Origin of the sequence: Aneurinibacillus sp. REN35, from assembly GCF_041379945.2 — a bacterium.
In the GTDB taxonomy this organism is placed as follows: domain Bacteria; phylum Bacillota; class Bacilli; order Aneurinibacillales; family Aneurinibacillaceae; genus Aneurinibacillus.
The window spans coordinates 123,253-148,445 of record NZ_JBFTXJ020000010.1; the positions used below are offsets into that span (position 1 = coordinate 123,253).

The following is a 25,193-nucleotide window of genomic DNA, read 5'->3' on the forward strand; positions in this document are numbered from 1 at the left end:
GTTTGCAATTCATATCATCATACAACGTTATTATACTTTATTGATAAATGGCATGACTGCTTGTATATGTGCATCAAGGTTTACATTGCACCCGCTTATGATGATGACGATACATTTGCCGGGCTTTACAATCTTTTGGCGCAGAAGAGCACCGATTCCAACTGCCGCGGCTCCTTCAATCACCATGTGATGATGTTTTAACATATAGGCCATTCCTTCAGCAATTGCCTCTTCTGAAACAAGAAGTGATTGATCCACATACTTTTTTACCATCTCAAACGTATACGCATTATCCAAACCGATGCCGCCAAGAAGACTGTCGGCAAGCGTATCCTTCTCTCCTAGAACCACTGGTTTTCCTGCTTTTATACTCTCATACATGACCGCCCCGTGCTCCATAGAAACGCCGACAACCTGAATGGCAGGGTCGATCGACTTCATAGCCAATCCTAATCCAGAGTGCATGCCGCCGCCCGATAATCCCCCAATCACCATATCGACCTCAGGAACCTCTCTAGCGATCTCTAGTCCCATTGTTCCTTGCCCGGCGATCACCTCAGGGTCATCAAACGGCTTAATGACAGTCAATCCCTGCTCTTTTTGCAGCCGATCGCAATGTTCTCCTGCCGCATCCTGACTATCTCCGGTAATCTCAATTGTTGCTCCCCAACGCTGAATGGCATCAATTTTCGCTTTTGGAACCCTGTTCGAGACACATACAACCGCCTTAACTCCAAGCTGCTGCGCTACAAAGGCTACAGCTTGCCCATGATTTCCGGTAGAGAATGTGGTTACGCCCCGTTCGCGTTCCTCAGGAGTCAGACTGAGAATTTTATTGGCAGCACCTCTGACTTTAAATGCACCAATATCATGAAGATTTTCCAGCTTCAAATAAATAGCCGAACCTGTTAGCTGCGAGAGGTGATGCGAATAGATAATAGGGGTTTGTTTGACGATGGAAGAAATTCGCTTTCTGGCTTGCCAGATGTCCCGAATTGTCACTTCTGTTACTTTTGGTAAAGAGTGAGATTGTGCGTAATGCATCGCGAGCCTCCTATAGAATAATGCAATGATTAGAATAGGTGCATTATATAAAAGGCATAAGGGAGCGTCAATTAGATAAATTGACTATAGTTTTCGAAAAAATTTCATACAATTTTGCAGATGTTATCTACATAAAAATTAATTACTATTTCACTATACCAAATTTTAAGAACATTTTGCTAAGTCAGGAGTTCAATCGGCTGAGAAGGAGCGCTGCTATGTCATCATTTACAGTTACCGAATATGGTGAGAGGCTTTACAAAACGAAGCAGAAAATGAGCGAAAAAGGAATCGATGTCTTGCTTGTCACAGATCCTGCCAATATACATTATCTTTCCGGTTATGATGGCTGGTCCTTTTATGTTCATCAAATGCTCATTGTCATAGTTGACGAGGAGCAGCCGTTTTGGATTGGCAGAGGCCAGGATGCGAATGCAGCCAAGGTAACGACATGGCTTCGGCACGACAACATCATTTCCTATACAGATGATTATGTTCAATCGGCAGTCAAGCATCCGATGGACTTTGTTTCCGATATTTTGAAAGAAATCGGACAGGGGAGCCGGACGATTGGTGTAGAGATGGACACCTATTATTTTACCGCTCAATGTTATGAAAGCCTAAAAAAAGGATTGCCGAATGCCGCATTCAAGGATGCGACAGCACTCGTTAATTGGGTGCGGATCATAAAGTCGGAACAAGAAATTGCGTATATCAAAAAAGCAGCAAAAATTGTTGAACGTGCAATGCTTACAGGGGTTGAGTCCATTGAAGAAGGCGTGAGAGAGTGCGACGTGGTGGCAAATATCTATCATGCTCAAATCAGCGGAACTGAGCAGTATGGCGGTGATTACCCCGCTATTGTTCCGCTACTGCCCGCCGGGAAAAAAACATCGACCCCCCATTTAACCTGGACCGATGAACGCTATAAGAGGGGTGAACCCGTGATTTTGGAGCTGGCCGGCTGCTATAGGCGCTATCATGCTCCATTGGCAAGAACGGTGGTAATCGGAGAGGCTTCGGGCATGCTGCAGGACTTGGCAAGTGTGGTGGCCGAAGGGCTTAACACTGCGCTCGCCGCCGTTCGGCCCGGCGTAACCTGTGAAGAAGTCGAGTTAGCCTGGAGGCATTCGATTGCAAAAAGCGGTTTTGCAAAAGATTCTCGCATCGGATATTCCATGGGTCTTAACTATCCGCCCGATTGGGGTGAGCATACCGCAAGTCTTCGCCCGGGGGATATGACCATCTTGCAGCCGAACATGACCTTTCATATGATTCCTGGCATTTGGCTTGATGACTGCGGCGTGGAGATCAGTGAATCGTTTCGGGTGACGGAGACGGGCTGTGAAGTATTTGCAGATGTTCCGAGAGAACTGATTGTAAAGACAACAGAAACAACAGCTCCCGAATCATTCATCGGGTAAAGGGGTGAACATAAGGTGATCATTTTTCGTGAAAATGAAATACGTGCCAGCGTACAAATGAATAAGGAAGCGATATCTATTGTCGAGGACGGCTTTACCCAGTTGGCTTTGGGGAGGGCGACCATGCCTCCGATTCTCCGGGTAGATATTCCGGAGCATAACGGGGAAGTTGATGTCAAGACAGCGTATATTCAAGGGCTTGATACGTTTGCACTTAAGATGTCATCCGGTTTTTTTAACAATTATCAAAAGGGCCTGCCCAGCTTAAGCGGCATGATGATCGTCATCAGCGCGGAAACGGGCATTCCGCTCTCACTTTTACTGGACAATGGATACTTAACGGATATACGGACGGCCGCAGCAGGAGCCGTAGCAGCGAAATATCTTGCCAAGCAGGAATTGGATACGGTAGGTGTGATCGGAGCCGGCGCACAGGCGCGCTATCAGATCCGGGCATTACAGCAGGTGCGTGATTTCAACCGCGTGCTCGTGTACGGGCCTACGCCGGAGCGTGTCGAACGCTATGTCATCGAGATGGAGGAAGAACTAGGTGTCAAAGTGAGCGCGGCCTCTAGTGCGGAGGCGGTCGTCAAAGAAAGCCAGATGGTGGTTACGACCACACCATCCAAAACTCCGATCATCAAACCGGAGTGGCTGCACCCTGGCCTGCATATTACAGCGATGGGTTCTGATGCTGAGCATAAGCAGGAATTGGACGTACATGTGCTAGAGCGTGCCGATCTGCTGGCATGCGATGTGAAAGCACAGTGCTTCCGATTGGGAGAGCTGCATCATGGGGTAGCGCAGGGAATATTGTCCAAGGAGAGCGATATTGTTGAGATCGGGGAGTTAACTGCAGGCCGGATGGCAGGGCGAACGAATGAGGAACAGATTACGATTTGTGATTTAACGGGAACCGGTGTACAGGATACTGTAATCGCGCGGTTTGCCTACAGTGAACTGGTAGCAAAAGGGCTTGGAATTCAATTAGAAAACGAAGAGGGGCGATTGGTATGACAAAAAATTTTGAGAGAGCAAACGTTGGAACAAAAAGTGTATGGGCCGGAGAAGAAGACTATCTTGTTCATGGAGCAACGCAGGTACCTGTTGTTGTGAGCGTAGCGTACGGCTATACCGATATGGATGAGTGGTATGATGTGGCCACAGAAAAAAAGAAGGGGCATATTTATGGACGCAACACCAACCCGACGGTACAGGCATTTGAAGATAAAATGAAAATTCTTGAAAATGCAGAAGCTGCCACAAGCTTCTCTACCGGAATGGCAGCCATCAGCAATACGCTGTATACGTTCTTGCGTCCGGGTGACCGTGTTGTTTCTATTAAAGATACGTATGGTGGAACCAATAAGATTTTTACAGAATTCCTGCCGCTCATGGGGATTGAGGTTGTGCTGTGCACGACGGGTGACCACGAGGCGATAGAAGCTGAAGTAGCGAAGGGCTGCAAAATCCTCTACCTCGAGACCCCGACGAATCCGACGGTAAAGATTACGGACATTGAGCGTATGGCGAAGGCCGGTCATGCAGCAGGTGCGCTTGTTGTTGTAGACAATACGTTTGCAACACCAATCAATCAAAATCCATTAGCACTCGGTGCTGACCTCGTTCTGCACAGCGCAACGAAATTCTTGGGCGGGCATGCGGATGCGCTCGGCGGAGTAGTATGCGGCTCAGAAGAGTTGGTGAAGAAAATCTATCACTACCGTGAAATTAACGGGGCTACGATGGACCCTTGGGCGGCTTATCTCATCCTAAGAGGAATGAAGACCTTAAAGCTGCGTGTTCGCCAGCAGGAAGCGAGCGCGATGAAAATTGCTCAATATTTGCAGGAACAAGAATTCGTCGAAGCGGTATATTATCCAGGACTAGAAACACATGTGAACCATGACATTGCCAAAAAGCAAATGCGAGGCTTTGGCGGGATGCTGAGCTTTGCAATAAAAGGTGGCATGGATGCTGTAAGACACCTCCTGCCGCAGCTGCAGTTTGCAAACCGAGCGGCAAACCTGGGCGCAGTAGAGAGCACATATGGTCCTGCTCGTACAACAAGCCATGTTGAGTGTACACCGGAAGAGCGCGAAGCGATGGGGATTCCTGAAGGATTGGTTCGTTTATCAGTAGGGATTGAAGATACGGAAGATTTACTTGCCGATTTGGAGCAGGCGTTCGAACACATGGCTGCACAAATGCAGCTGGCACCAACAATCGAAAAGTAAATAAAAAACATGACCGGGTGGCGAGCGTCGTCATCCGGTCAAATGGGCTTACGAGGTGAAACAATGGCAACCCAACATGAGTCAATAGTGGAAAGATCGGAAGCGCTTTTTGGACAACTTATTCATTGGCGGCGCAGTATCCATGCAAACCCGGAGATAAGCTATCAGGAATTCCAGACATCCCAATTCGTAGTGGACGTTCTGCGGACGATGCCCGGGATCGAAATCGAAATCGGTGTAGGTTATCCTACCGCAGTTGTCGGTACGCTATCTTCTGGCACCGGTCCAACCATCGCGATTCGCGCGGATATGGATGCGCTTCCGATTATGGAGGAAACCGGCCACAGCTTTCGTTCACAGCATCCAGGGATCATGCATGCTTGCGGCCATGACGCTCATACATCCATCCTGTTAGGTGCGGCTCAACTGCTGGCCGAGCGCTTTCAAAAAGGAGAAATTAAGGGGACGGTTAAGCTGATTTTTCAACCGGCGGAAGAGAGCACGGATGAAAACGGCCTGACAGGAGCGGTCCATATGATCCAAGCCGGAGCTTTGGACGGGGTGGATTGTGCGATTGCACTGCATATGAGTCCGGAAAACCCGGTCGGTGAAGTGCAAGTGCATGAAGGATATAGCATGGCGAATGTGGACGTATTTGAGGCGACGATCTTTGGTACGGGAGGTCATGGGGCTTATCCGCATCTAGGAACGGATCCGGTATGGATGCTAGGGCCTGTACTGCAGGCGCTGCATGGTATTGTTGCGAGGAAGATATCTCCGCTTGAAGCGGCTGTTGTGAGTGTCGGCCAGATTCATGCGGGATCAGCAAGCAATATCATTCCGGCTGAGGTTTACTTGGAGGGAACGCTGCGCAGCTATGATCCTGTCGTGCGAGAGCAGTTAATTACGGAAGTTGAGAAAGCCATTTCTATTGTGGACGTACTCGGGGGCAGTTATCGATTTGCGGTACAGCGCGGAGAACCCGCATTAAAAAATGATGCGACCGTAAATGCATGGCTGCAAGAAACGCTGACAGATCTCTACCCTGGAACGGTGATCAAGCACACTCCATTTGGCCTTGGGGGAGAGGATTTTGCTTACATGGCCCAGATGGTTCCAGCGGCAATGTTCTTTCTCGGCTGCTCCCCCCTAGATGGGATCAAGCGGGAGCTTCATACGCCGATCTTTGATATTGACGAAAAATGCCTGCCTATGGGCGCTGCCATTATGGCGGAAACGGCCGTACGGTTTCTACAAGGCACATATAAGCTAAATCAAAAGTAGGGGGCAGGTTTATGGCACATAAGATTGCTTTGCTCGGCTTTGGAGTTGTCGGGCAGGGAATAGCAGAAATCATTAGAGACAAAGCGGAAGCCCTGCAAGAAGGCATCGGTTTTGACGCGAAAATTGTTGCCATTGCTGATTTGATGAAAGGGTCGCTCTATCATCCGGACGGTCTCGATCTTCATCAGGTGCTTCATACAGTAAAAAATACTGGCAGGCTGGATGAGTATCCTTCCACTCCCGGCTTAATCCGAGGCTGGGATAGCTTCCAGACGATTCGTCAGAGCAACGCGGATACCATTGTAGAGATGACCTTTACCGATATAAAAACGGGACAGCCGGCGATTGACCACTGCCGGGCCGCGTTTGAATCCGGAAAAAATGTTGTGATGAGCAACAAAGGGCCGGTAGCGCTTGCCTATCAAGAACTAGCGGAGCTTGCGAAGAAGCAGAATGTACGCTGGGGATTCGAAGGAACGGTCATGAGCGGAACGCCCGCGTTGCGCATGCCGCTTGTCTCGCTTGCGGGAAACGAAATTCACGAAATCAAGGGAATTTTAAACGGGACAACGAACTACATTCTAACCAAAATGGAAGACGGACTGTCCTATGAAGCGGCGTTACAGGAAGCGCAGGCGCTTGGCTATGCTGAAGCCGATCCAACCAGTGACGTAGAAGGATATGATGCTCAATATAAAGCGGTGATTCTTGCCAATGTTGTAATGAACGTGCCAATGAAAAGGGACGAGATTGCGTGTGAAGGAATCACGCATCTGACACGGCAGGATATTGAGTGGGCAAAAGACAATGGGAAGAGATGGAAGTTAATAGCGGCAATCAAAAAGGAAGGAAATAACATAACCGCAAAAGTAGGACCTGAGGCGATTCCGCTTACAGATCCGTTAGCTGGTATTATGGGACCGGTCAATGCGATTACGTATGCGTGTGATCTGGCTGGGCCGATTACGTTGGTTGGGGCCGGAGCAGGCCGTACCGAAACGGGATTTTCTATTCTGATTGACTTGATTAATATTGCACGTGGACAGATATGAATAGAAAGGGGTAAAAGAAGAATGGCTCTATCAACAACGGTAAAACAAATGGGCATGTATATCGCCGGTGAATGGGTAACACGTACAAAGGTGGTTGAAGTATACGATTCAAAGGACAATAGTTTGATTACGACAGTGCCTGCTGCATCAGCACAAGACATGCGAAAAGCGATTGAAGCGGCCAAAGAGGGAGTCGAGATCGCTGCAGCGATGCCTGTGCATGAACGGATTGCAATTCTGAATCGAGCGGCTGATAGTATTCAGAAGCGCAACGAAGAGTATGCCATAACCATCGCCCGCGAAGGGAGCAAGACGATCCGCGAAGCGCGAAAAGAAGTCATGCGCTGCATCGAAACCCTCCGCATTAGCGCCGAAGAGGCAAGAAGAATCCATGGCGAAACCATTCCATTTGATCAAATGCCTGGAAGCGAAAATCGTGTCGGCTATTATTATCGTTTTCCGATCGGGCTTATTGCAGCCATTACACCGTTTAATGACCCGCTAAATCTAGTAGCCCACAAGGTTGGCCCAGCCATCGCATCAGGGAATGCGATCATTGTAAAGCCAGCAATGGTTACTCCTCTAAGCGCACTCCTTCTGGCAGAAGCTTTTGTTGAAGCCGGACTGCCCCCCAAGGTATTAACCGTCATTACTGGACATGCCAAAGAAATCGGGGATGTTCTTGTCACGCATCCTGATGTACGCATGGTTTCATTTACAGGCGGAATCAAAACAGGTACAGAGATCAGCCATAAAGCGGGATTGAAGAAGATAGGAATGGAGCTCGGTTCGAATTCACCGGTTATTGTGTTAAATGACGCGGATCTGGAGGAAGCGGTGGAATCGACAGTTTCCGGCGCATTTTGGGCAGCGGGGCAGAACTGCCTGGGTGTACAGCGGATTTATATTGAAGAGAAGAGCTATGATGCGTTCGCCCAAGCCTTCATAAAAAGAACGCTCCAGTATCGTGTCGGCGACAAGCTATCTGAAGAGACGGATATGGGACCGATGATTACGGAGAAGGAAGCGATTCGTGTCGAGAAGTGGGTGGCGGAGGCTGTTGATAAAGGAGCGACTCTGCTGTGCGGTGGACGCCGTAGTGGCGCGTATTATATGCCGACTGTATTAGCGGATGTTCCAAAAGATTGTACGTTGGCGAAGGAAGAAATATTCGGACCGGTTGTCCTGCTGTATTCGGTCCCCGATTTTGACACAGCGATTGTCAAATCTAATGATGTGAATTACGGGCTGCAGGCTGGAATCTTTACCCGCAATCTCGATCGGGCATTTCAGGCGATTCATCGTATGAATGTAGGCGGTGTGATGATCAATGACAGCACGGATTACCGAATTGATGGGATGCCATTTGGAGGCGTTAAAGGTTCAGGTTTAGGTCGAGAAGGGGTAAAGTTTGCAATTCAAGAAATGACAGAGCCAAAAGTTGTATGTTTTAAGCTGAGTAAATCTAGCTAAATTAAATAATTATTTACGGTTAAGATAGTGATATATATAATTAAATGTATTATTCATAAAATAAAATGTTTTTAGATGAAGGAAGAGAGGACTCCTGGGGATAGCCTCAACCGGAGTTCTCCTCTGCGTAAGAGAAAACGATTACATGGGGAGGGTGCGTATGCTGCGCTTTGATGTGGAAGAATACCAGACACGATTGAAAAAAACGAAGCAGTCCATGAGTGAAAAAGGGATTGATGTGCTGTTGCTTACCGATCCGGCTAATATGAATTATCTATCCGGCTATGATGGCTGGTCCTTCTATGTTCATCAGCTCCTCATCGTTATGATTGATGAAGATCAGCCAATATGGGTGGGCAGGGGAATGGACGCGAATGCTGCGAAGGTAACGGCCTGGATCGATGAAGACCGCATTCTTGCGTATTCGGATGATTATGTTCATAGTACTGTAAAGCATCCAATGGATTTTGTAGCTCAGATCATAGCGGAGAGAGGACAGGATAGCAGCGTAATTGCAGTGGAGATGGATGCATACTATTTTACCGCGCAGTGCTATGAGAGCTTGAAGAAAGGACTGCCTACTGCCCGTTTTGTCGATGGAACCAATATGGTGAATTGGGTCCGCCTCATTAAATCGGAGCAAGAGATTACGTATATGAAGCGGGCGGCCAAAATTGTAGAAAACGCGATGCGCATAGGTATTGAATCCATCGAAGAAGGTATACGGGAATGTGATGTGGTAGCGAAAATCTACCATGCTCAAATCAGTGGAACCGAGCAGTATGGCGGTGACTACCCCGCTATTGTTCCGCTGCTGCCTGCCGGAGAAAAAACATCGACACCGCACTTAACCTGGACCGATCAAACCTATAAAAGGGGCGAACCTGTGATCCTGGAGCTGGCTGGCTGCTATCACCGCTATCACTCCCCATTGGCAAGAACGGTTGTAATCGGAGAGGCACCGGCAAAAATCAGTGAGTTAGCCAAGGTGGTGGGCGAGGGAATCAACAATGCATTGGACGTTATTAAACCGGGTGTTACGTGCGAAGAAATAGAGCAAGCCTGGAACAAGTCGATTGCAAAAAGCGGCTTTACAAAGGACTCCCGCATTGGGTATTCGATGGGATTGAACTATCCACCGGATTGGGGTGAGCATACCGCAAGCATCAGAAAAGGAGATCGAACTATCCTGCAGCCGAACATGACCTTTCATATGATTCCTGGCATTTGGCTTGATGACTACGGAGTGGAGATCAGTGAATCGTTTCGGGTGACGGAGACAGGATGTGAAGTGCTGGCGAATTTTCCGAGAGAGTTGTTTGTTAAGAAATAAAGACGGATCAAGAAACCCTGACAGAATAGAGAGAAAGCGTTTACAGAAGAGTAGAGTGATATACTTCATTACTTGAGCAGCTCTCCTATTAAAAAACAAGTGTGAATAACACGGATAAAGGGTGATCATTTTGAAAAATGATATAAAGCGGGCATCGCATAATAATGTAGTTTTTTGGGCCTCCGCGGCTATTGTTCTCCTGTTTGTTATTGCAGGAGTGGTTGCGCCGGGAGGCTTTGCGAAATATGCTTCCGCGATTTTTGATTTCACGACCATTAATTTTGGCTGGTTCTATTTGCTTTCGATGGTGTTTTTTGTAGGCTTTTGCCTTTTCATGGCTTTTAGCCGGTATGGCAAAATCAAGCTGGGAGCAGACCATGAAAAGCCGGAGTACTCCTTTTTTACCTGGATCAGTATGCTGTTTAGCGCAGGCTTTGGAGCCGGGCTGGTGTTTTGGGGAGTAGCTGAGCCGATGACTCATTTTGCTTCTCCTCCATTTAAGGGCATGGAGCCGCAGTCGGCTGAGGCGGCACGCACTGCCATGCGCTATACATTTTTCAACTGGGGAATACATCAGTGGTCGGTATTCGCGGTCGTAGGTCTTGGTCTTAGCTACTTTCAATTCCGTAAAAAGAGTAATTCTCTCATCAGCTCAACCCTGCAGCCTGTTATGGGAAAGCGTAAAAGTTATTACTTAAAGAATGGGATTAATATTCTAGCCGTGATTGCAACGATAACAGGGGTTGCTACATCGTTTGGAATGTCTGTTCTCCAAATTAACGGCGGATTGAAGTATGTCTTCTCCATTCCGGATCATACGTGGGTGCAGCTGCTGATTATTACCGTTTTGTTTGTTCTTTATATGACCTCTTCTGTAACGGGACTTGATAAGGGGATTAAAGTCTTAAGCAACATCAATATGGGTATGGCGCTCTGCCTGATGCTGTTTGTTCTCTTTGCTGGACCGACAGTTTTTATCCTTAATGGATTTACACTTGGAATTGGCGATTATATTCAGCATTTCATAGAGACAAGCTTTTATTTAACCCCTTATGAAGGCGGAACTTGGGTACGTGATTGGACCATATTTTATTGGGCTTGGGTCATCGCATGGTCCCCCTTCGTCGGCTCGTTCGTGGCACGTGTTTCCAAAGGACGAACCATCCGCGAATTTGTTATGGGTGTTTTGATCGTACCTCCGTTTATTGGATTGGTCTGGATTGCTATCTTTGGCGGAACGGCTCTGCATATGGATTTGTTTGAGAATACAGCGATCGCAAATGCGGTATCAAAAGATATTACAAGCGCGTTGTTTGTCATGCTAAATGAGCTTCCGCTTTCTTCGCTGCTGTCTGTTGTATCGATTGTGCTTATCGCGATCTTCATTGTTACATCTGCGGATTCGGCAACGTTTGTACTTGGTATGATGACATCAAAGGGTAACTTAAATCCTTCCATGCTCGCTAAGGTAATCTGGGGTGGATTGATGGCTGCCATTTCCGCTGTTCTCATTATTAGCAGCGGATTAAAAGGACTTCAGACGGCATCACTCGTTACCGCCCTACCGTTTACCTTTATTTTAATTGCGATGTGTATTTCACTTGTGAAATCATTGCGGCAGGAGCAGCATCAACAGCAGCTAGGGGGGCAATCATACAGCGAGTATTCCAAGGAAGAGAAGAAGGCAAGTTCAGGATAAGTGATAAGATAGGCAGCCTGAGTCAGAAATAGCAGGAGACTCAGGCTGTTTTTTTCTGTGAAAATTATAAAAAAATCCCCCTTACAATTCACAGCGTCCTTTACACTGTGAATCATAAGAGGGACAGGAGATTACCTATAAAACCATCTCTGTATCTGGTTGGCTGCTTCATTGCTGTTTCTCCTGTTATTCATATTTATGGCTGAAATTTTCTGATTCATCAATATAATAGTCATCGTGGCGAATCTCGTCATCTGCATAATGCACATCATCTGCATACGTCACTTCCGCTGCTTCCCGGCATTTGCTGCAATAGCTTCGGCTTCGTTCCCAGAGTACCAACTCTTCACCGCAATAAATACACATGTCTTTCATTCGGTAACGCCTCCTTTGATACTCATGGAATATATACGTAGACTTATCTTTACCACTTATTTTTCTTTGTGAAACATGCTCTATGTAAAGCAAGTTGAAAAAGGTGAGGCATATACTGCGTATGCTACAATAGAAGGGAAGCAAAAGAGAAAGGGGTACATCTATGGAGCAATGGCGTTTTCTCGATACGGGAATCAGTTCCCCGGCGATGAATATGGCGATTGATGAGGCGGTTCTAACTCTACATAGTGAAGGAAAAACGAAACCTTCCGTCCGCTTCTATACATGGAAGCCAGCAACGGTATCAATCGGCTATTTCCAGAAAGCTGAGAAGGAAATTGATCTAGATAAAGTAAGGCAATACGGTCTCGGGTTCGTACGACGTGCGACTGGAGGTAGAACGGTTCTGCATGATAAGGAGCTTACATATAGTGTGATTGTCTCTGAATTGCACCCGGCGATGCCATCAGGCGTAACCGATGCCTATCGTATTATTAGTGCGGGACTGGTAGAGGGTTTCAGGCTGTTGGATTTAGAGGCCGATATGGTAAATCCAGATCAGGCGAAGCTTGCTGCCCCATCCTCTGCGGCTTGTTTTGATGCCCCGTCCTCGTACGAACTAGTGGTAGAGGGGAAGAAGGTGGCCGGAAGCGCTCAGACAAGGCAGAAAGGCGTGATTCTACAGCACGGTGCCATTCTGCTGGATATGGATGCCGATATGCTGTTTGATATTATTCGTCATCCGAATGAGCGAGTGCGGGAGTGGCTGAAGAAGAGCTTTGCAGAGAAGGCGGTTGCGATTAATCAAGTGCGCAGGGCTCCGGCAACGGTCGAGGAAGCGAGTGCAGCGTTTCGTAAAGGATTTGCCAAGGGGCTCGGGGTAGAGCTTGTGGATGATGAATTGACGATGGAAGAGAAAGCGCTTGCCGAACAGCTTGTACGGGAGAAGTACGGCTGCGATGAATGGAATTACAAGCGATAGAACCGAGGTAGAAAATAAAAACGGCCGACGAGGCCGTTTTTTGTGCGGTTGAGCAAGAGAAATAGCTTGCGGGATCGCAATATATTTTGTCGAAAAATTTTTCGAGGAAAAACAGGAAATTAACTATATATTGTGGTAATATCTATATGTAAGCACAATATATTGACGTATTAGCAATCGTTGGTTTAGACTAATAAGGACACCTATTCAATGTATCAGACCGGGTATGAATGGTCAATTTATATTTCAACCAGTTGGAGGGCGAAAAATGGAGACAACAACTGAAATGGCGGGCAAAACGAAACTGGAAGGATTAAGCGAAAAAATTTTCCTCGACCGTTATGCGCTCAAAGATACGAATCCTGACAATGTACAAGCCGGAGACACTGTACTTGTTTTAACAAAAGATGATCCGAAATTCCCAAAAAAGGAAGTCGGTGTAGTAGAATCGCGTGAAGGCAAGATCATCCACGTGAAATTGCGGAATGGTGACGTGGTGGAAGCGGATGTAGAGAAGGCGCTGCGCACGCTTGAGAGCACACCGGATGAGATGTGGGATCGCCTGGCGAAGACGATTGCATCCGTTGAGACAACACCGGAGAAGCAAGCGGAGTGGACGGAGAAGTTCCGTAATCTGCTGATGGATTGGAAGCTTGTTCCGGGTGGGCGGATTGCAGCCGGTGCCGGTGCAAATGATGAGCTGACGCTGTATAACTGCTACGTAATTCCATCCCCGCACGACAGCCGCGGCGGTATCATGGAAACGCTGAGCCAGATGACGGAAATTATGTCACGCGGGGGCGGGGTCGGCATTAACCTCTCCAGCCTTCGTCCGCGCCGTGCACAAGTGCGTGGAGTGAACGGTTCATCGAGCGGTTCTGTATCATGGGGCGGATTGTTCAGCTATACAACCGGATTAATTGAGCAGGGTGGAAGTCGTTAATACCATGGCGACGTAACTTCGCGAATTGCTGGAACATCCTAAAGCTATCTGAGCTACAACGTGGCTGGCAACGGCGAGCGTGAACGCATAAAAATCGGATGGATGCAACAATGGACAATCAGCAGCCAAGCGCCTTTGGAAACGGAGGCGAAGGTTCAACGACTATTAAAAGTTCCTACGTTACATCGTATCCCGCATGAAGGAATTCATTAAGAGGGAAGTAATATGGAACGAGTAAATCGTAGACAGCGGAGACGTTACTACGAGGCGCGAAGCAAGGAAAAGCTTCAGCAGTACCTTATTCAGCTTTATAATCAAGGGCATACTGAGAATGAAATAGCTAAGCTTATAGACATTCCTAGAGGAACTGTTTCTCGTTGGATGATAGAAATAGGATTAAAGGGCAGGCCTTGTGGAGAAGCGGGAAAAGTAAAATCGAAACGGTATCGTTATGATGAAAATTTTTTCGCTACAATTGATACTCCTGATAAAGCTTACATCGTTGGTTTTATTAACGGTGATGGTTATATTGTCGATAGAGGGAAAAGCAAAAGAATGGGGATTGTGCTTTCTATAGCGGATCGACAAATATTAGAAGACATTGCTTTATACATGGAGATGCAAGATATGTTGAAGTTTCACAAGGCAACATATTCTAATGAGCAGATGAAAGCTTCGCTTATAATTAACTGCACAAAGATATGCGATGATTTAATCCGATTAGGAATATCTCCACAAAAGACGGGAAAAGAGCAATGGCTTAATTTTAACAGACAAGACTTACAATGGGCCTTTATCCGCGGTATATTTGATGCTGATGGACACATTTACGACCATAGAAGTCAGAGAAGATGGAGAAAAAGGTTCGGTATTACCGGTTCGCAGGCTTTATTGAATGATATACTGTTATTTTTTAAGTCTAAGGAAATTGCTCTAGGAATTAATGGCTTATATAAAAAGCAAGGTTGTTATGACCTCCATATAACTTCACAAAAAGATTTGTGTAGAATCTATAATGAAATGTATGCCTATGGAACATTAAAGCTGAATCGAAAGTATGAAAAGTTTACTTCCTTGATGATATAGTCTGAACTCATGTGAAAGCATGAGAGATAGGCAGAAATGACCTATCCACTCGCTACAGGCGGGGAGTAACATAAAGCGTGGAGCATTAATGCTAATGATGAACGACTGGCACCCGGATGTGCTGGACTTCATTACGGTAAAACAGAATATGGGACAGATTACAAATGCTAACCTATCTGTTTGCGTCAGCAACGATTTCATGAAAGCTGTTAAAGAAGACCTGGAATGGGATTTGAGATTCCCGGACACAACAGACCCGGAATATGATGAGGTCTGGGATGGCAATATGGAGAAATGGCTTGAGCTTGGCAAGCCGGTGCGTGTATACAAAACAATTCGTGCACGTGACATGTGGCATACAATCATTGAGTCGGCATGGAAATCCGCTGAGCCTGGTGTTGTATTCATGGAATACTACAATCAGATGTCGAACAGCTGGTACTTTAACCCGATTATTTGTACGAATCCATGTGGGGAACAGGGTCTCCCAGGGTGGGGCGTTTGTAACTTATCTGCAATTAATCTTTCAAAATTCACAAAAGACGGCGATGTAGATTGGGAAAGCCTTGCGACAACCGTGCGCCATTCTGTGCGTTTCTTAGACAATGTCGTAGATGCAACACCATATCACTTCCCAGAGAATGAAGCGAACCAGAAGAACGAGCGCCGTGTCGGCCTTGGAACGATGGGTCTTGCAGAGATGATGATCAACCTAGAAATCCGCTACGGAAGTCAGGAATCTCTTGATTTCTTGGACAAGCTATATAACTTTATTGCTCGTGAATCATATCTGGCATCTACAGAAATTGCTGCCGAAAAAGGAAGCTTCCCGGCGTTTGATGCGGACCTCTTCCTGCAAAGCGGCTTCATGAAGCAGTTTGATGAGGAAGTGCGCAGTGCGGTAAAAGAGAACGGCATGCGCAACGTAACCGTTTTGACACAGGCTCCTACCGGATCGACAGGAACGATGGTGGGTACGTCTACAGGCATCGAGCCATTTTATGCGTTTGAATTCTATCGTCAAAGCCGTCTGGGATTCGACAAGCAGTACGTGCCGATTGCAAAAGAATGGCTTGAAGAGAATGATGCAGAAAAGCTGCCAGATTATTTCGTAAGCGCAATGGATCTATCGGCAGAAGACCACGTGCGTGTACAGGGTGCCATTCAGAAATGGGTGGACAGCTCCATCAGTAAAACAGCGAACGCACCGACAGACTTCACCGTTGAAGATACAAAAGCATTGTATGAACTTGCCTTCGACCTTGGCTGCAAAGGCGTAACGATCTACCGTGACGGCAGCCGTGATGTACAGGTTCTGACGACAAAAGGCGAAGAGAAAGACGAAAAGAAAGAGACAACTACGCTGAAGACGAAAACAGAGGAAATCTCTCAAGCGACAGATCTTGATGAGATGCCGCCGACAAAAGACTACCGTCGTCGTCCGCTTCGTCTCAAAGGCGCAACCTATAAGATGAAAACGCCACTCGGCAAAGCCTACATAACGGTAAACGAAGCAGATGGTGCACCGTTTGAGGTCATTGTAAACGTAGGAAAAGCGGGTAGCGATGTATTTGCGATGTCTGAGGCGCTTGGCCGTGTATCTACGCTGTTCCTCCGCTTTGGTGAACTGCCGGATGGTAACAAGGCTCGTCTGTTAATTAAGCATCTGAAAGGGATTGGCGGCTCCGGTGCTGTTGGTTTCGGTGCCAACCGTGTCGATTCGATTCCGGATGCGGTAGCAAAGGCGATTGAATTCTACCTTGATGAGAATGAAGGCACACCGGTAGCGGCTGCGATTGATGTAGATGTACAGGCTCCGGCTGCGATGCCTGAGCAAGAAGAGACGCATGAGCGCGATGAGGATGGGGACATCTATCGTGAAGGACTCGATCTGTGTCCAGAATGCGGCGCGGCAGCGCTTGTAGCTGAAGAGGGCTGCAAGCATTGTGAGTCATGCGGCTATTCCCGCTGCTCGTAAGTATGATGAGAATGTCAGTTATATTCATATAAATGTGTGATTTTTCATAACAGGTGAGAAAAATTACGTTTTAGGTGAGAATTTTGCTTCATTATTATTGACAAATGAATAAAATACACATTTAATTTAATAATTATACAACTGGGTGAGGGCATTAATGTTCTCACCCTTTTTTGGGGGGATCTTATGCAGCCAACAATATTGTTAAGCAGACCAGACCCAATCTCTGATGAAGGTTTGTTTGGATACATAATAAGAATTTTGTACCAAAATAAATATAAGCTTCGTTGGATAAAGAGCTTAATTAGTTTAGAAAAAGGACAACTAAGAAAATATGATATCTTAAGTATCAATGAAGAAAATCTGATTAAATTAGCATTCTTATTTGATAAAGAAATAGAGGAACTAAAAAAAATAAATTTCAAATTAGAAAATGGAGGACACAAGAGTGAAAACAATGTTGTGAAAGAATATGTACAAGTTATGCATGTCGCTACAGACAAACTAAGAATATGCTCAGAATGTATTAAACAATATGGATATTTACGTAAAGTTTGGGATTTATTTTCGTATACTGTATGTCATTTTCATAGGCAGTTGCTTATAGATGTTTGCCCAAATTGTAACTGTAAAATTACTTTCCATAGTATGCGAAAATATCACTGTAATAATTGTGATTTTGATTTAATCAGTTCTCCAGCCAAATACTCAGAGAATGTTTACGTTTCAAAATTAATATATGAAAAACTTCACTTAAGTAGAAGAAATAAAGATAACTCAAACCCTTTGGAAAGTTTAAGTCTTATTGATCTAAATGATGTATTATTTTTTATTGCTAAATCATTTCCAGAAAACGTAGATCAGAACGTAATTGTAACTAGGAAGTATAATATAGCTGAATTAAGTGAATGGTTAACCAAATCATATAATGTCTTTAATTATTTTCCGGAAAATTATTATAAATTTTTAGAGGATATAAAAATAAGAAGAAGGCAAATTATCCAATCTTCACAAATTGGGATCACAAAGGATTTTGGAGAGTTAACAAGAAAGATTTACAAATATTTCGATAATGAAGATTTCAATTTTTTGAGGGAGGGGTTTGAAAATTATTTAGATATTCATATTCAAGATTACATATCAAGCACATTTAACAAGTCTGATATATTCAGAAATAAATATTTAACTGGGCATCAAGCTGAAAAGGTTTTAGGAATAAAAATTTATATTATTCGCATTCTGATAAATAAGGGAGTTTTTAGAGGATATTATGAAGCAAACAATAGGATTTACAATACTATACTATTAAAAACAGATGTACTTGAATTCAAAAAAAATATGATTAAAGGGATTCCTAATCTTGCAGATGTTTTGGGACTTGATGTAAAGGGCTGCGAATGTTTAGTAGAATCCTCATTAATCTCTCCAGTCCTGTCACCTAAAGAAGATAATGCTTCATTTAGCATTTTTAATAGACAAGACACTGAAGCAATATTTAAGAAAATCGACTCAAATATGAAATTACCAAAATGTCGTAATGAAGGAGCTGTATATTCTTTTAAAGAAGCGCAGATGTTTGTAAGGGAATACGGCAAATCCTTAAAAGACTTTATTTTTTCACTGATTGACGGTGAGTTAGTGCCAGTCAACATAAATAACCAATCGTTTGGATTTCAAAAATATCATTTCGATCAAGGATCTTTGGATTTATATGTGAAGAACTGTGTCAGAAAGAAAAAGTGTACATATAAGAGAAAGCATGGCGGCTACCTCGGGGATAAGTCTTATGTAACTGAAAAGAATGAGGATAGAAAGTATTACTCAATTGCCGAAGCTGCGAAAAAAATAAAAGTTACAAGTTATGATATCAGTCATTGGATAAAAAGGGGCTATATTGAAGCTATTCAAGTTAGAAAGAACTTGGTTCTTGTAAATAAATCAAGTTTGGATAAATTTGTTGATAATTACTGGACTGTAAGTTTTTTGGAAGTTGGAAAAGGATATAACAAACACCTAGCTAAACATTTAATCAATAATGGTATCCAACCGGTTTCGGGACCTTCAGTTGATGGATATACCAAATACTTATTTGTTCAAAGTGATGTAAATATGTTTTTAGATGGAAATTTCACATAGAAAACTTAATTCTTAATAAATACCGGTATTTGAAATGCATACTTTTTTCTTCGACAGCAATTGGTGATATTTAAACAGACAATGGGGTTAAAGAGGGACTTCATTTAATATCCAGTTTCACCTGACAAAGCTACTGCTGATCCCCGTTTGAATTACTAGTTGTTTACAACAATATATAGACATAACATGACTATATTCGTCAAAGGATTAAATACAGATCGTAACGAAATATGATTAATGAAAAACTTGTAGTAAATTAGCAGTCACCCACCCTTACTTGGTTTAGAGAATGCTTGCTAATGGCAACACTAATTTTGAGAGGTGAATTTAAATCGTACAGCATGCTAGAAAAATAAAAGCGAGTAAAGGTAAGCATTATCGTTGGAAAGTGCCTTTTCTCAAAACTGGTAAAATGATTCACTGTGAAAGTAGTATTGAGAGAGATTATGTTAGAATAGCTGATTACGATCCAAACATCCTTGAGATTATCCATCAGCCTTTAGCTATTCCTTATCTGTATAAGCACAGAAAACGTGATTATTATCCTGATTTCAAAGTGTTGACAAAGGATGGTTTAGTAAGGATTGTTGAGATTAAACCAACAAGTAAAATTAAAAAGCCGGAGAACGAAATTAAGTTTCTTGTAGGGCGTCTTTATTGTGAGAAAATGGGGTGGAATTATTGTGTTGTAACTGACGTTCAACTTCGACAGGGATATTTACAACGAAACTTATCTCTTTTACGAGCACTAGCAGATCAGCATATCCCAATTCAAAAATTAAAATATGTGTTACAAATGCTTCGAGATTCAGGAGATTGTACGATAGAGATGCTTAGAGAAAATTGCAACAATTTGAATAGCGAAGAATTTTATAAAGCAATATACTCTCTTATTTACTATAAAAAAGTATATGTAAATTTGATTAGTGATAAATTAACGGATATTTCTATTGTTTCATGTGGAAGAACAGAGGAGGAATATCAATGGAGAGAGTATCATTAACTCCAGGTATCAAATTTCGTTTGAATGATCAAGAGTATATGGTTCGGAAGTATATTGGCGATGATATCGAAATCACTAATTTATCCTATGACAACCAAATTGAAATACACTCTGAAAATGAATTATTAATTGCCTGGTATGAAAACCGGCTAACCATAAAGAAAGAGATTGGGAAAAAAGAAGAAGAAATTATAGTGTATGATACTGGTGTGCTTACGGATGAAGAACGTGATCTAATGGAGAAGCGGTATCAAATACTAAAACCGATTATTACGGGTGAAGTTAAATCAGCTAAGTATAAAGATTATCTTTCTGCCTTACCCCAAGAACTCAAAAATATCATTGGTTTGCCAGCTTCCCTGTATCGCTGGAAAAAACGTTGGGAAGCTACTGAAGACAAGCGCAGTTTAATTCCTAATGATCGTTTTAAAAAGAGAGATTATAATACGGATCCAATTGTGGTATCGATTATTGAGGGTATTTTGCGTAAGGAAGAAAGAACCGGTCTTCAGTCGACCATTAGAGACAAATGGATTGAAATGAAAGAACGAGTGAAGGAATATAATGAAACACGTGACGACGATCAAAAAATAAAACCTTGCAGCCTTACAACGGTCTTTCGTATTGTACAAGACAAAACAGATAGCTATGCCAAGGATAAGGCTAGGCATGGTGTGGTTCAAGCTGATTTGAATAAGAATGGATCTACTGCAGAGGTTGAAGTTGAACGACCCTTACAACGTGTTGAAATTGACTGGACCCCAATTGATCTATTGATTGTAGATACACAGACATCGAAACGGAAACGATATTATCTTGTCTTAGCCGTTGATAAATACAGTCATTACCCCCTTGGTTTTTACATTTCCCCTCAAGAACCTGACACTAGAGCCATTAAGCAGTGTTTGCTTCATGCGATGCTACCCAAGGTTCATCTACGTACCTTATACCCACGTCTTCAACATGATTGGCTCGCTTATGGAGTTCCAGAAACAGTTGTACTTGACAACGCTAAAGTAAATGAATCCCAGGATTTAGAGGAAGTATGTTCATTGCTTGGAATTGAAATGCAATACTGTCCAGTAAAAGCAGGTCATCATAAGGGAACAATTGAACGGACATTTAAAACGTTAAATTCTAAAGTGTTTCATAAAATCCCAGGTACTACTTTTTCAAACCCACAAGAGAAGTCCCAATATAATTCGGACAAGGAAGCATGTGTTACCTTGCGGGCATTGTATGAAATTATCCATATTGCTTTAATTGACCTCATTGCAAATGACATTAGCCCAGAACTAGGTATGAAGCCAGAAGTTATGTGGAAGGAAGGATTAAAAGAAACTAGAGTACAACGAACCCTTCCATATAAAAAAGAACACTTGAAATTATTGCTTGCAACTGGTGTTGATATGCGAACTATTACGAACAAAGGTATAGAGATTCAATCGCAATTTTTCCAAAGTCCGGAATTAATGCGTTTGTTTGATGAGAAGAAACGGAAAAAGGATGACCGTAAAGTAAGGGTACGTTATGATATGGCTGACATGCGTGTAATACATATTTGGGATGAACAGAATCTTCAATATATAGAAGCAGCACCAACAAGAAATAGTTTGCGTCGCAAAAGGATTGATCCTAATCATCCTGTCCATTATGAGCAATTACATGCATACTCATACAACAACGAGCAAGCGTATCGGAATTTTGATACGAGTGTTCTTGCAGAAGCTCAAAATAGAATTGACGAAATTGTGCAACATAGTAGGAAGACTCTACGTCAAATCGAGATGTTACCAGATGACGTACGAGCAAAACAGTTTGCAGAAGATTTAGGAGCAATACAAGCCATTTATGATGTACAGCTGGCACCAAGTGATATTGAATCATTGCAATTGGTAGAAGAGATAACGGAGAAGTCAAAGAAAACATCAAAAAGTACTTCAAGTAGAAAAGAAAAGAAGGGAAGGAATAAAGAAAAACGGGAAGGTGGCTCTGACAGTCAAAATGTATCCCCTGTTATAAATGAGTATAACTATGGTGAAGGGGATAACGAGGATCTTCAAGGATTCGAAACTACGATTCGTAGAAGGGTATAAAAATTGAATGAAGAATGGAGATATAAAGTGACTCATTTTGAATCATTGAACGGTGTCCGTCCTACTCTTCCAGAGTATGCAAAAAGGGTTGCACACGTAAAGGCGATAGTAGTTAAACATCCGAATTTCAATGAAGTATTTTCTGAATTGGAGGAAATACATGCATTATCTAAGGAAAGTGTTATTACTGATCAGTTATGCATATTAGGTCCTACTGGGGCTGGTAAAACTACATTGGTTGATGAGTATGTGGCTAATTTTCCTAGGCAAGTCCAAAAGGAGCGAACGGTTATTCCTGTTTTGAATGTTAAAGTTCCGCCTCGTGCAAGGTTTCCTAAAGTTCTTGCATCAAAAATCCTTCGAACAATGGGTGATCCGTTATTTGACTCGGGTACGGAAGAAAACATGACTCACCGTATACAAAACTTTGTTAAGGCGTGCAGAATCGAAATAATCATTTTAGATGAATTCCAGCATTTGATTGACCGAGACACGGATCACGTTTTAGCAACGGCATCGGATTGGTTAAAAACTTTTATCGAAGAAATTAATATTCCAGTGGTGTTGTGTGAATTGCCCGAGTCGGAACGGATCTTTAAGCATAATGAACAATTGGATGGCCGATATCCTAATCGAGCATTTTTACATCCGTTTAGTTTTTCAACCACTGAAGAAAAGCTTGCGTTTAGAAAGTTCCTTAAAGCCATTGATCATGAATTACCCTTTAGTAAACTTTCAAATCTAGCTGATCCCGATGTGGCTGGGAAGCTCTATTATTTTTCTTTTGGTGTTCCTCGATATGTAATGGATTTACTAAAGCAGGCTACAAAATTTGCATTGAAAAAAGGTCAAGATCATGTTTGCGAAGTTGATTTGGGAGATGCTTTTCAAAAGATTACTCGTTCGATTCGTCCATTTGCGATAAACCCATTTGCTAATAAGAACTTTAACTTAGATGAAGAAATCGAAAAAGAGCGGCTGCAGCAAGAGAGTTTATTTAAACAAAATCACGATAGAAGACGTAAGCAGAAAAAATAATATTATATTTTTGATACTCATTTAGCACTTGCTACCCTAGGCAAGTGCTCTTTTATTTAATCTAGTATGAAAAAGGATTATGAAGAAAAGACTGAAGGTATGAATGGGAAAGGTGTGAGAAACATGGAAGAAATGTCTGATCAGATGTTTTTAATCCGTCCAGAAATTCTCTGTGGGGAGAGTTTATTAAGTTATCTGGAACGTTTATGTTCGAAAAACTGTTATTCGAATACTTCTTGGATTTTAAAATTAATTTCAACAAGGCCATCTCAAATACAAAACAATTTGTTTACAGAACAAGATGTTCTTTTATTATCCCACCTAACAGGGCAAGAATTCCACGAGCTATATAAACATAGTTTACTTTATTGGTGTTCACAATTATTTGGACATTCATATGAGAAATATTTGCTAAAAAATAAGGTGAAATATTGTCCTATATGTATACAGGAAGAAACTGTTCACCAATACATTTGGGGATTGCAACAGGTATGTCTTTGTATTACTCATAAATGCGAATTAGTAGATTCTTGTCAGGCATGTTTTAAAAAAGTTAGTCATCGAGAATTAATATCCGGCCGTTGCAAAGAATGTGGGTTCCGTTATAAAGATGCTTTAATAAAGTATGAAAATATTTATTCACATTTTTATCAAAGTCAAGTTGGATTACAAAATGCTATGTTTAAAAAGACAGAAATAATTCTAGGAAAAGAAGGGATTTTGTTTCCTAAATTTTTAAGGTTGGCAAATGCTTCATTTCACCTTTTGGAGGGGCTATATAGTTTTGTTGATGATCAAGAGAGTATAATTAGGATTTTTAACAACAAGAAGGGAGTAAGTCTAACAAATCGAAAATGTCTAAGCGCATATGCTAACGTTTGGTGGATGTATATTGATTTTCCAAATAATTTTTACCGTGTTTTAGAAGTATTTGTTTCAAAAAAAAGTCATTCGCATATGTATTCACAAAAAAAACAATTTGAAAGAGTACTGGATGAATTTCCGATGATTAAAGAAGCATATGCTGATTTTTGGGTTCGTAAAATAGATGCAGGTTTAGCTAGGAAGGATATATCTATCTTTAAGAGTGAACAAGCCCTACTGGAACAGAGAACAACGCTTCGTAAAGAAGAAGTCAAAGCTTTAGCTGGATTATCATATGGTTCTATTCAACATATCGTTGATGCAGGCAAAGTACAAATGAATGAAGTTAAAAGAGGAAAGAAAACGATATATCTTATTGATCGTGAATCTTTAGAAATAGCATTGAAAGATGCAGATAGTTATATAAACAAAAAAGAAGCTGCGGATATTTTAGGTATACAACGTGAATCTATTGTTAGCCTTGTTAAAGCAGGTCTCCTAACAGAAGTTCAAACACCATACGCTTCTTACGTAAAAATAAAAATTGAAGAAGTGAACAAATTACTTCAAGAATGTAGAGAAGAGCCATGTAAAGGGGAAATTAATGGAATCACCTTTTATGAGGCATTAATTAAGTTCTCTGTTTGTGGTCTAAGTATTGAAAGACTGTTGCAGTTCACATTAGAGGGTAGAATTCATCCGAAATCAAAAAGAATAAATGGTAATTTAGCAGATAACTTATATTTAGAAAGTGAATTACGAGCTTGTATTGAACAGATAAAATACGAAAAACAGATTCAAGAAGGTTATTACATGACAGATGTAATCAAACTTCTGAAGATTGGTGAAAAAAAAATGTGGTCTCTTATCAATAAAGGTATAATAGTGCCAGATAAAATTATTATGTGGAAGGATGGAAGGAAAAGATATTTGTTTAGTAAAGAACAGGTATCTGCAGTTGCAAAGCTGAGGAATAGTAAATGGTGAAATTATCATGTTTAGGATTAATTGAAGTGGACCGTACCATAAGTAACTACAAACCTTTAATATATAGTAACAGGGGTGTTGATTATCCAGTTTCAGACAAACCACTCCCGTACAACTGTTTGTAGCTTTTTATGAATGATTGAAAAATAAGCTGCCATT

At 42.7% G+C, this 25,193-nt stretch carries 17 protein-coding genes and 2 pseudogenes; 17 read left to right on the forward strand and 2 right to left on the reverse strand.

The window, feature by feature from the left end:
- Nucleotides 1-30 precede the first annotated feature (30 nt).
- Nucleotides 31-1,044, reverse strand: a complete 1,014-nt coding sequence (gene eutB / locus AB3351_RS17510) for a hydroxyectoine utilization dehydratase EutB (RefSeq protein ID WP_371148439.1) — start codon at nucleotides 1,042-1,044, stop codon at nucleotides 31-33.
- 218 nt (nucleotides 1,045-1,262) lie between these two features.
- Between eutB and AB3351_RS17515 the strand changes: the two genes are divergently transcribed.
- From AB3351_RS17515 to AB3351_RS17550, 8 genes are all read left to right on the forward strand, one after another.
- Entirely contained in the window at nucleotides 1,263-2,468 is a 1,206-nt protein-coding gene (locus tag AB3351_RS17515; RefSeq protein WP_371148440.1) for a M24 family metallopeptidase, read from the forward strand.
- A 15-nt stretch (nucleotides 2,469-2,483) separates the two neighbouring features.
- Entirely contained in the window at nucleotides 2,484-3,485 is a 1,002-nt protein-coding gene (locus AB3351_RS17520) for a cyclodeaminase (protein WP_371148441.1), read from the forward strand.
- Nucleotides 3,482-4,705 (forward strand): cystathionine gamma-synthase family protein, encoded by a 1,224-nt coding sequence (locus tag AB3351_RS17525; protein ID WP_371148442.1) that lies wholly within the window; start codon nucleotides 3,482-3,484, stop codon nucleotides 4,703-4,705. Before AB3351_RS17520 ends, AB3351_RS17525 begins: the two co-directional genes overlap by 4 nt.
- A gap of 63 nt (nucleotides 4,706-4,768) precedes the next feature.
- The gene (locus AB3351_RS17530; RefSeq protein ID WP_371148443.1) at nucleotides 4,769-5,989 is read left to right on the forward strand and encodes a M20 metallopeptidase family protein; all 1,221 of its coding nucleotides are present in this window, start codon (nucleotides 4,769-4,771) and stop codon (nucleotides 5,987-5,989) included.
- Between the two features lie 11 nt (nucleotides 5,990-6,000).
- A complete protein-coding gene (locus AB3351_RS17535; protein WP_371148444.1) occupies nucleotides 6,001-7,041 on the forward strand; it encodes a homoserine dehydrogenase in 1,041 nt (346 codons plus the stop codon).
- A gap of 21 nt (nucleotides 7,042-7,062) precedes the next feature.
- Entirely contained in the window at nucleotides 7,063-8,514 is a 1,452-nt protein-coding gene (locus tag AB3351_RS17540; RefSeq protein ID WP_371148445.1) for an aldehyde dehydrogenase family protein, read from the forward strand.
- A gap of 163 nt (nucleotides 8,515-8,677) precedes the next feature.
- Nucleotides 8,678-9,847, forward strand: coding sequence for a M24 family metallopeptidase (locus AB3351_RS17545; protein WP_371148460.1), 1,170 nt, complete (start codon nucleotides 8,678-8,680; stop codon nucleotides 9,845-9,847).
- A 127-nt stretch (nucleotides 9,848-9,974) separates the two neighbouring features.
- Nucleotides 9,975-11,546, forward strand: a complete 1,572-nt coding sequence (locus AB3351_RS17550) for a glycine betaine uptake BCCT transporter (RefSeq protein WP_371148461.1) — start codon at nucleotides 9,975-9,977, stop codon at nucleotides 11,544-11,546.
- 186 nt (nucleotides 11,547-11,732) lie between these two features.
- Here the strand turns inward: AB3351_RS17550 and AB3351_RS17555 are convergent, their stop codons facing one another.
- On the reverse strand, nucleotides 11,733-11,921 hold the full coding sequence (locus AB3351_RS17555) for a hypothetical protein (RefSeq protein ID WP_371148446.1): 189 nt from the start codon (nucleotides 11,919-11,921) through the stop codon (nucleotides 11,733-11,735).
- Nucleotides 11,922-12,084: 163 nt separating this feature from the next.
- On the opposite strand from AB3351_RS17555, the gene AB3351_RS17560 reads away from it, so the two are divergent.
- The 9 genes and pseudogenes from AB3351_RS17560 to AB3351_RS17600 all read left to right on the forward strand — a co-directional run bounded on the left by AB3351_RS17560 (nucleotide 12,085) and on the right by AB3351_RS17600 (nucleotide 25,034).
- A complete protein-coding gene (locus AB3351_RS17560) occupies nucleotides 12,085-12,903 on the forward strand; it encodes a lipoate--protein ligase family protein (protein WP_371148447.1) in 819 nt (272 codons plus the stop codon).
- A 268-nt stretch (nucleotides 12,904-13,171) separates the two neighbouring features.
- Nucleotides 13,172-13,843: pseudogene (locus AB3351_RS17565) on the forward strand (ribonucleotide reductase N-terminal alpha domain-containing protein); the annotation flags it as partial.
- A gap of 228 nt (nucleotides 13,844-14,071) precedes the next feature.
- A complete protein-coding gene (locus AB3351_RS17570) occupies nucleotides 14,072-14,932 on the forward strand; it encodes a helix-turn-helix domain-containing protein (RefSeq protein ID WP_371148448.1) in 861 nt (286 codons plus the stop codon).
- A gap of 55 nt (nucleotides 14,933-14,987) precedes the next feature.
- Nucleotides 14,988-16,910, forward strand: a pseudogene (locus AB3351_RS17575) (adenosylcobalamin-dependent ribonucleoside-diphosphate reductase); the annotation flags it as partial.
- Between the two features lie 186 nt (nucleotides 16,911-17,096).
- On the forward strand, nucleotides 17,097-19,046 hold the full coding sequence (locus AB3351_RS17580) for a TniQ family protein (protein WP_371148449.1): 1,950 nt from the start codon (nucleotides 17,097-17,099) through the stop codon (nucleotides 19,044-19,046).
- Nucleotides 19,047-19,434: 388 nt separating this feature from the next.
- The gene (locus AB3351_RS17585) at nucleotides 19,435-20,049 is read left to right on the forward strand and encodes a TnsA endonuclease N-terminal domain-containing protein (protein WP_371148450.1); all 615 of its coding nucleotides are present in this window, start codon (nucleotides 19,435-19,437) and stop codon (nucleotides 20,047-20,049) included.
- Nucleotides 20,031-22,145 (forward strand): integrase catalytic domain-containing protein, encoded by a 2,115-nt coding sequence (locus tag AB3351_RS17590; protein ID WP_371148451.1) that lies wholly within the window; start codon nucleotides 20,031-20,033, stop codon nucleotides 22,143-22,145. Before AB3351_RS17585 ends, AB3351_RS17590 begins: the two co-directional genes overlap by 19 nt.
- Before the next feature lie 3 nt (nucleotides 22,146-22,148).
- Nucleotides 22,149-23,183: a TniB family NTP-binding protein gene (locus AB3351_RS17595; RefSeq protein ID WP_371148452.1), complete on the forward strand. Its 1,035-nt coding sequence runs from the start codon at nucleotides 22,149-22,151 to the stop codon at nucleotides 23,181-23,183.
- 123 nt (nucleotides 23,184-23,306) lie between these two features.
- Nucleotides 23,307-25,034: a TniQ family protein gene (locus tag AB3351_RS17600; RefSeq protein WP_371148453.1), complete on the forward strand. Its 1,728-nt coding sequence runs from the start codon at nucleotides 23,307-23,309 to the stop codon at nucleotides 25,032-25,034.
- Nucleotides 25,035-25,193: the final 159 nt, after the last annotated feature.

Excerpts from the sequence above, each read along its gene's own strand:
- AB3351_RS17580 (WP_371148449.1), top strand. The coding sequence starts at position 17,097 with ATGCAGCCAACAATATTGTTAAGCAGACCAGACCCAATCTCTGATGAA.
- AB3351_RS17555 (WP_371148446.1), bottom strand. The coding sequence starts at position 11,921 with ATGAAAGACATGTGTATTTATTGCGGTGAAGAGTTGGTACTCTGGGAA.
- AB3351_RS17560 (WP_371148447.1), top strand. The coding sequence starts at position 12,085 with ATGGAGCAATGGCGTTTTCTCGATACGGGAATCAGTTCCCCGGCGATG.
- AB3351_RS17540 (WP_371148445.1), top strand. The coding sequence starts at position 7,063 with ATGGCTCTATCAACAACGGTAAAACAAATGGGCATGTATATCGCCGGT.
- AB3351_RS17600 (WP_371148453.1), top strand. The coding sequence starts at position 23,307 with ATGGAAGAAATGTCTGATCAGATGTTTTTAATCCGTCCAGAAATTCTC.
- AB3351_RS17570 (WP_371148448.1), top strand. The coding sequence starts at position 14,072 with ATGGAACGAGTAAATCGTAGACAGCGGAGACGTTACTACGAGGCGCGA.
- AB3351_RS17525 (WP_371148442.1), top strand. The coding sequence starts at position 3,482 with ATGACAAAAAATTTTGAGAGAGCAAACGTTGGAACAAAAAGTGTATGG.
- AB3351_RS17515 (WP_371148440.1), top strand. The coding sequence starts at position 1,263 with ATGTCATCATTTACAGTTACCGAATATGGTGAGAGGCTTTACAAAACG.
- AB3351_RS17530 (WP_371148443.1), top strand. The coding sequence starts at position 4,769 with ATGGCAACCCAACATGAGTCAATAGTGGAAAGATCGGAAGCGCTTTTT.
- eutB (WP_371148439.1), bottom strand. The coding sequence starts at position 1,044 with ATGCATTACGCACAATCTCACTCTTTACCAAAAGTAACAGAAGTGACA.
- AB3351_RS17590 (WP_371148451.1), top strand. The coding sequence starts at position 20,031 with ATGGAGAGAGTATCATTAACTCCAGGTATCAAATTTCGTTTGAATGAT.
- AB3351_RS17535 (WP_371148444.1), top strand. The coding sequence starts at position 6,001 with ATGGCACATAAGATTGCTTTGCTCGGCTTTGGAGTTGTCGGGCAGGGA.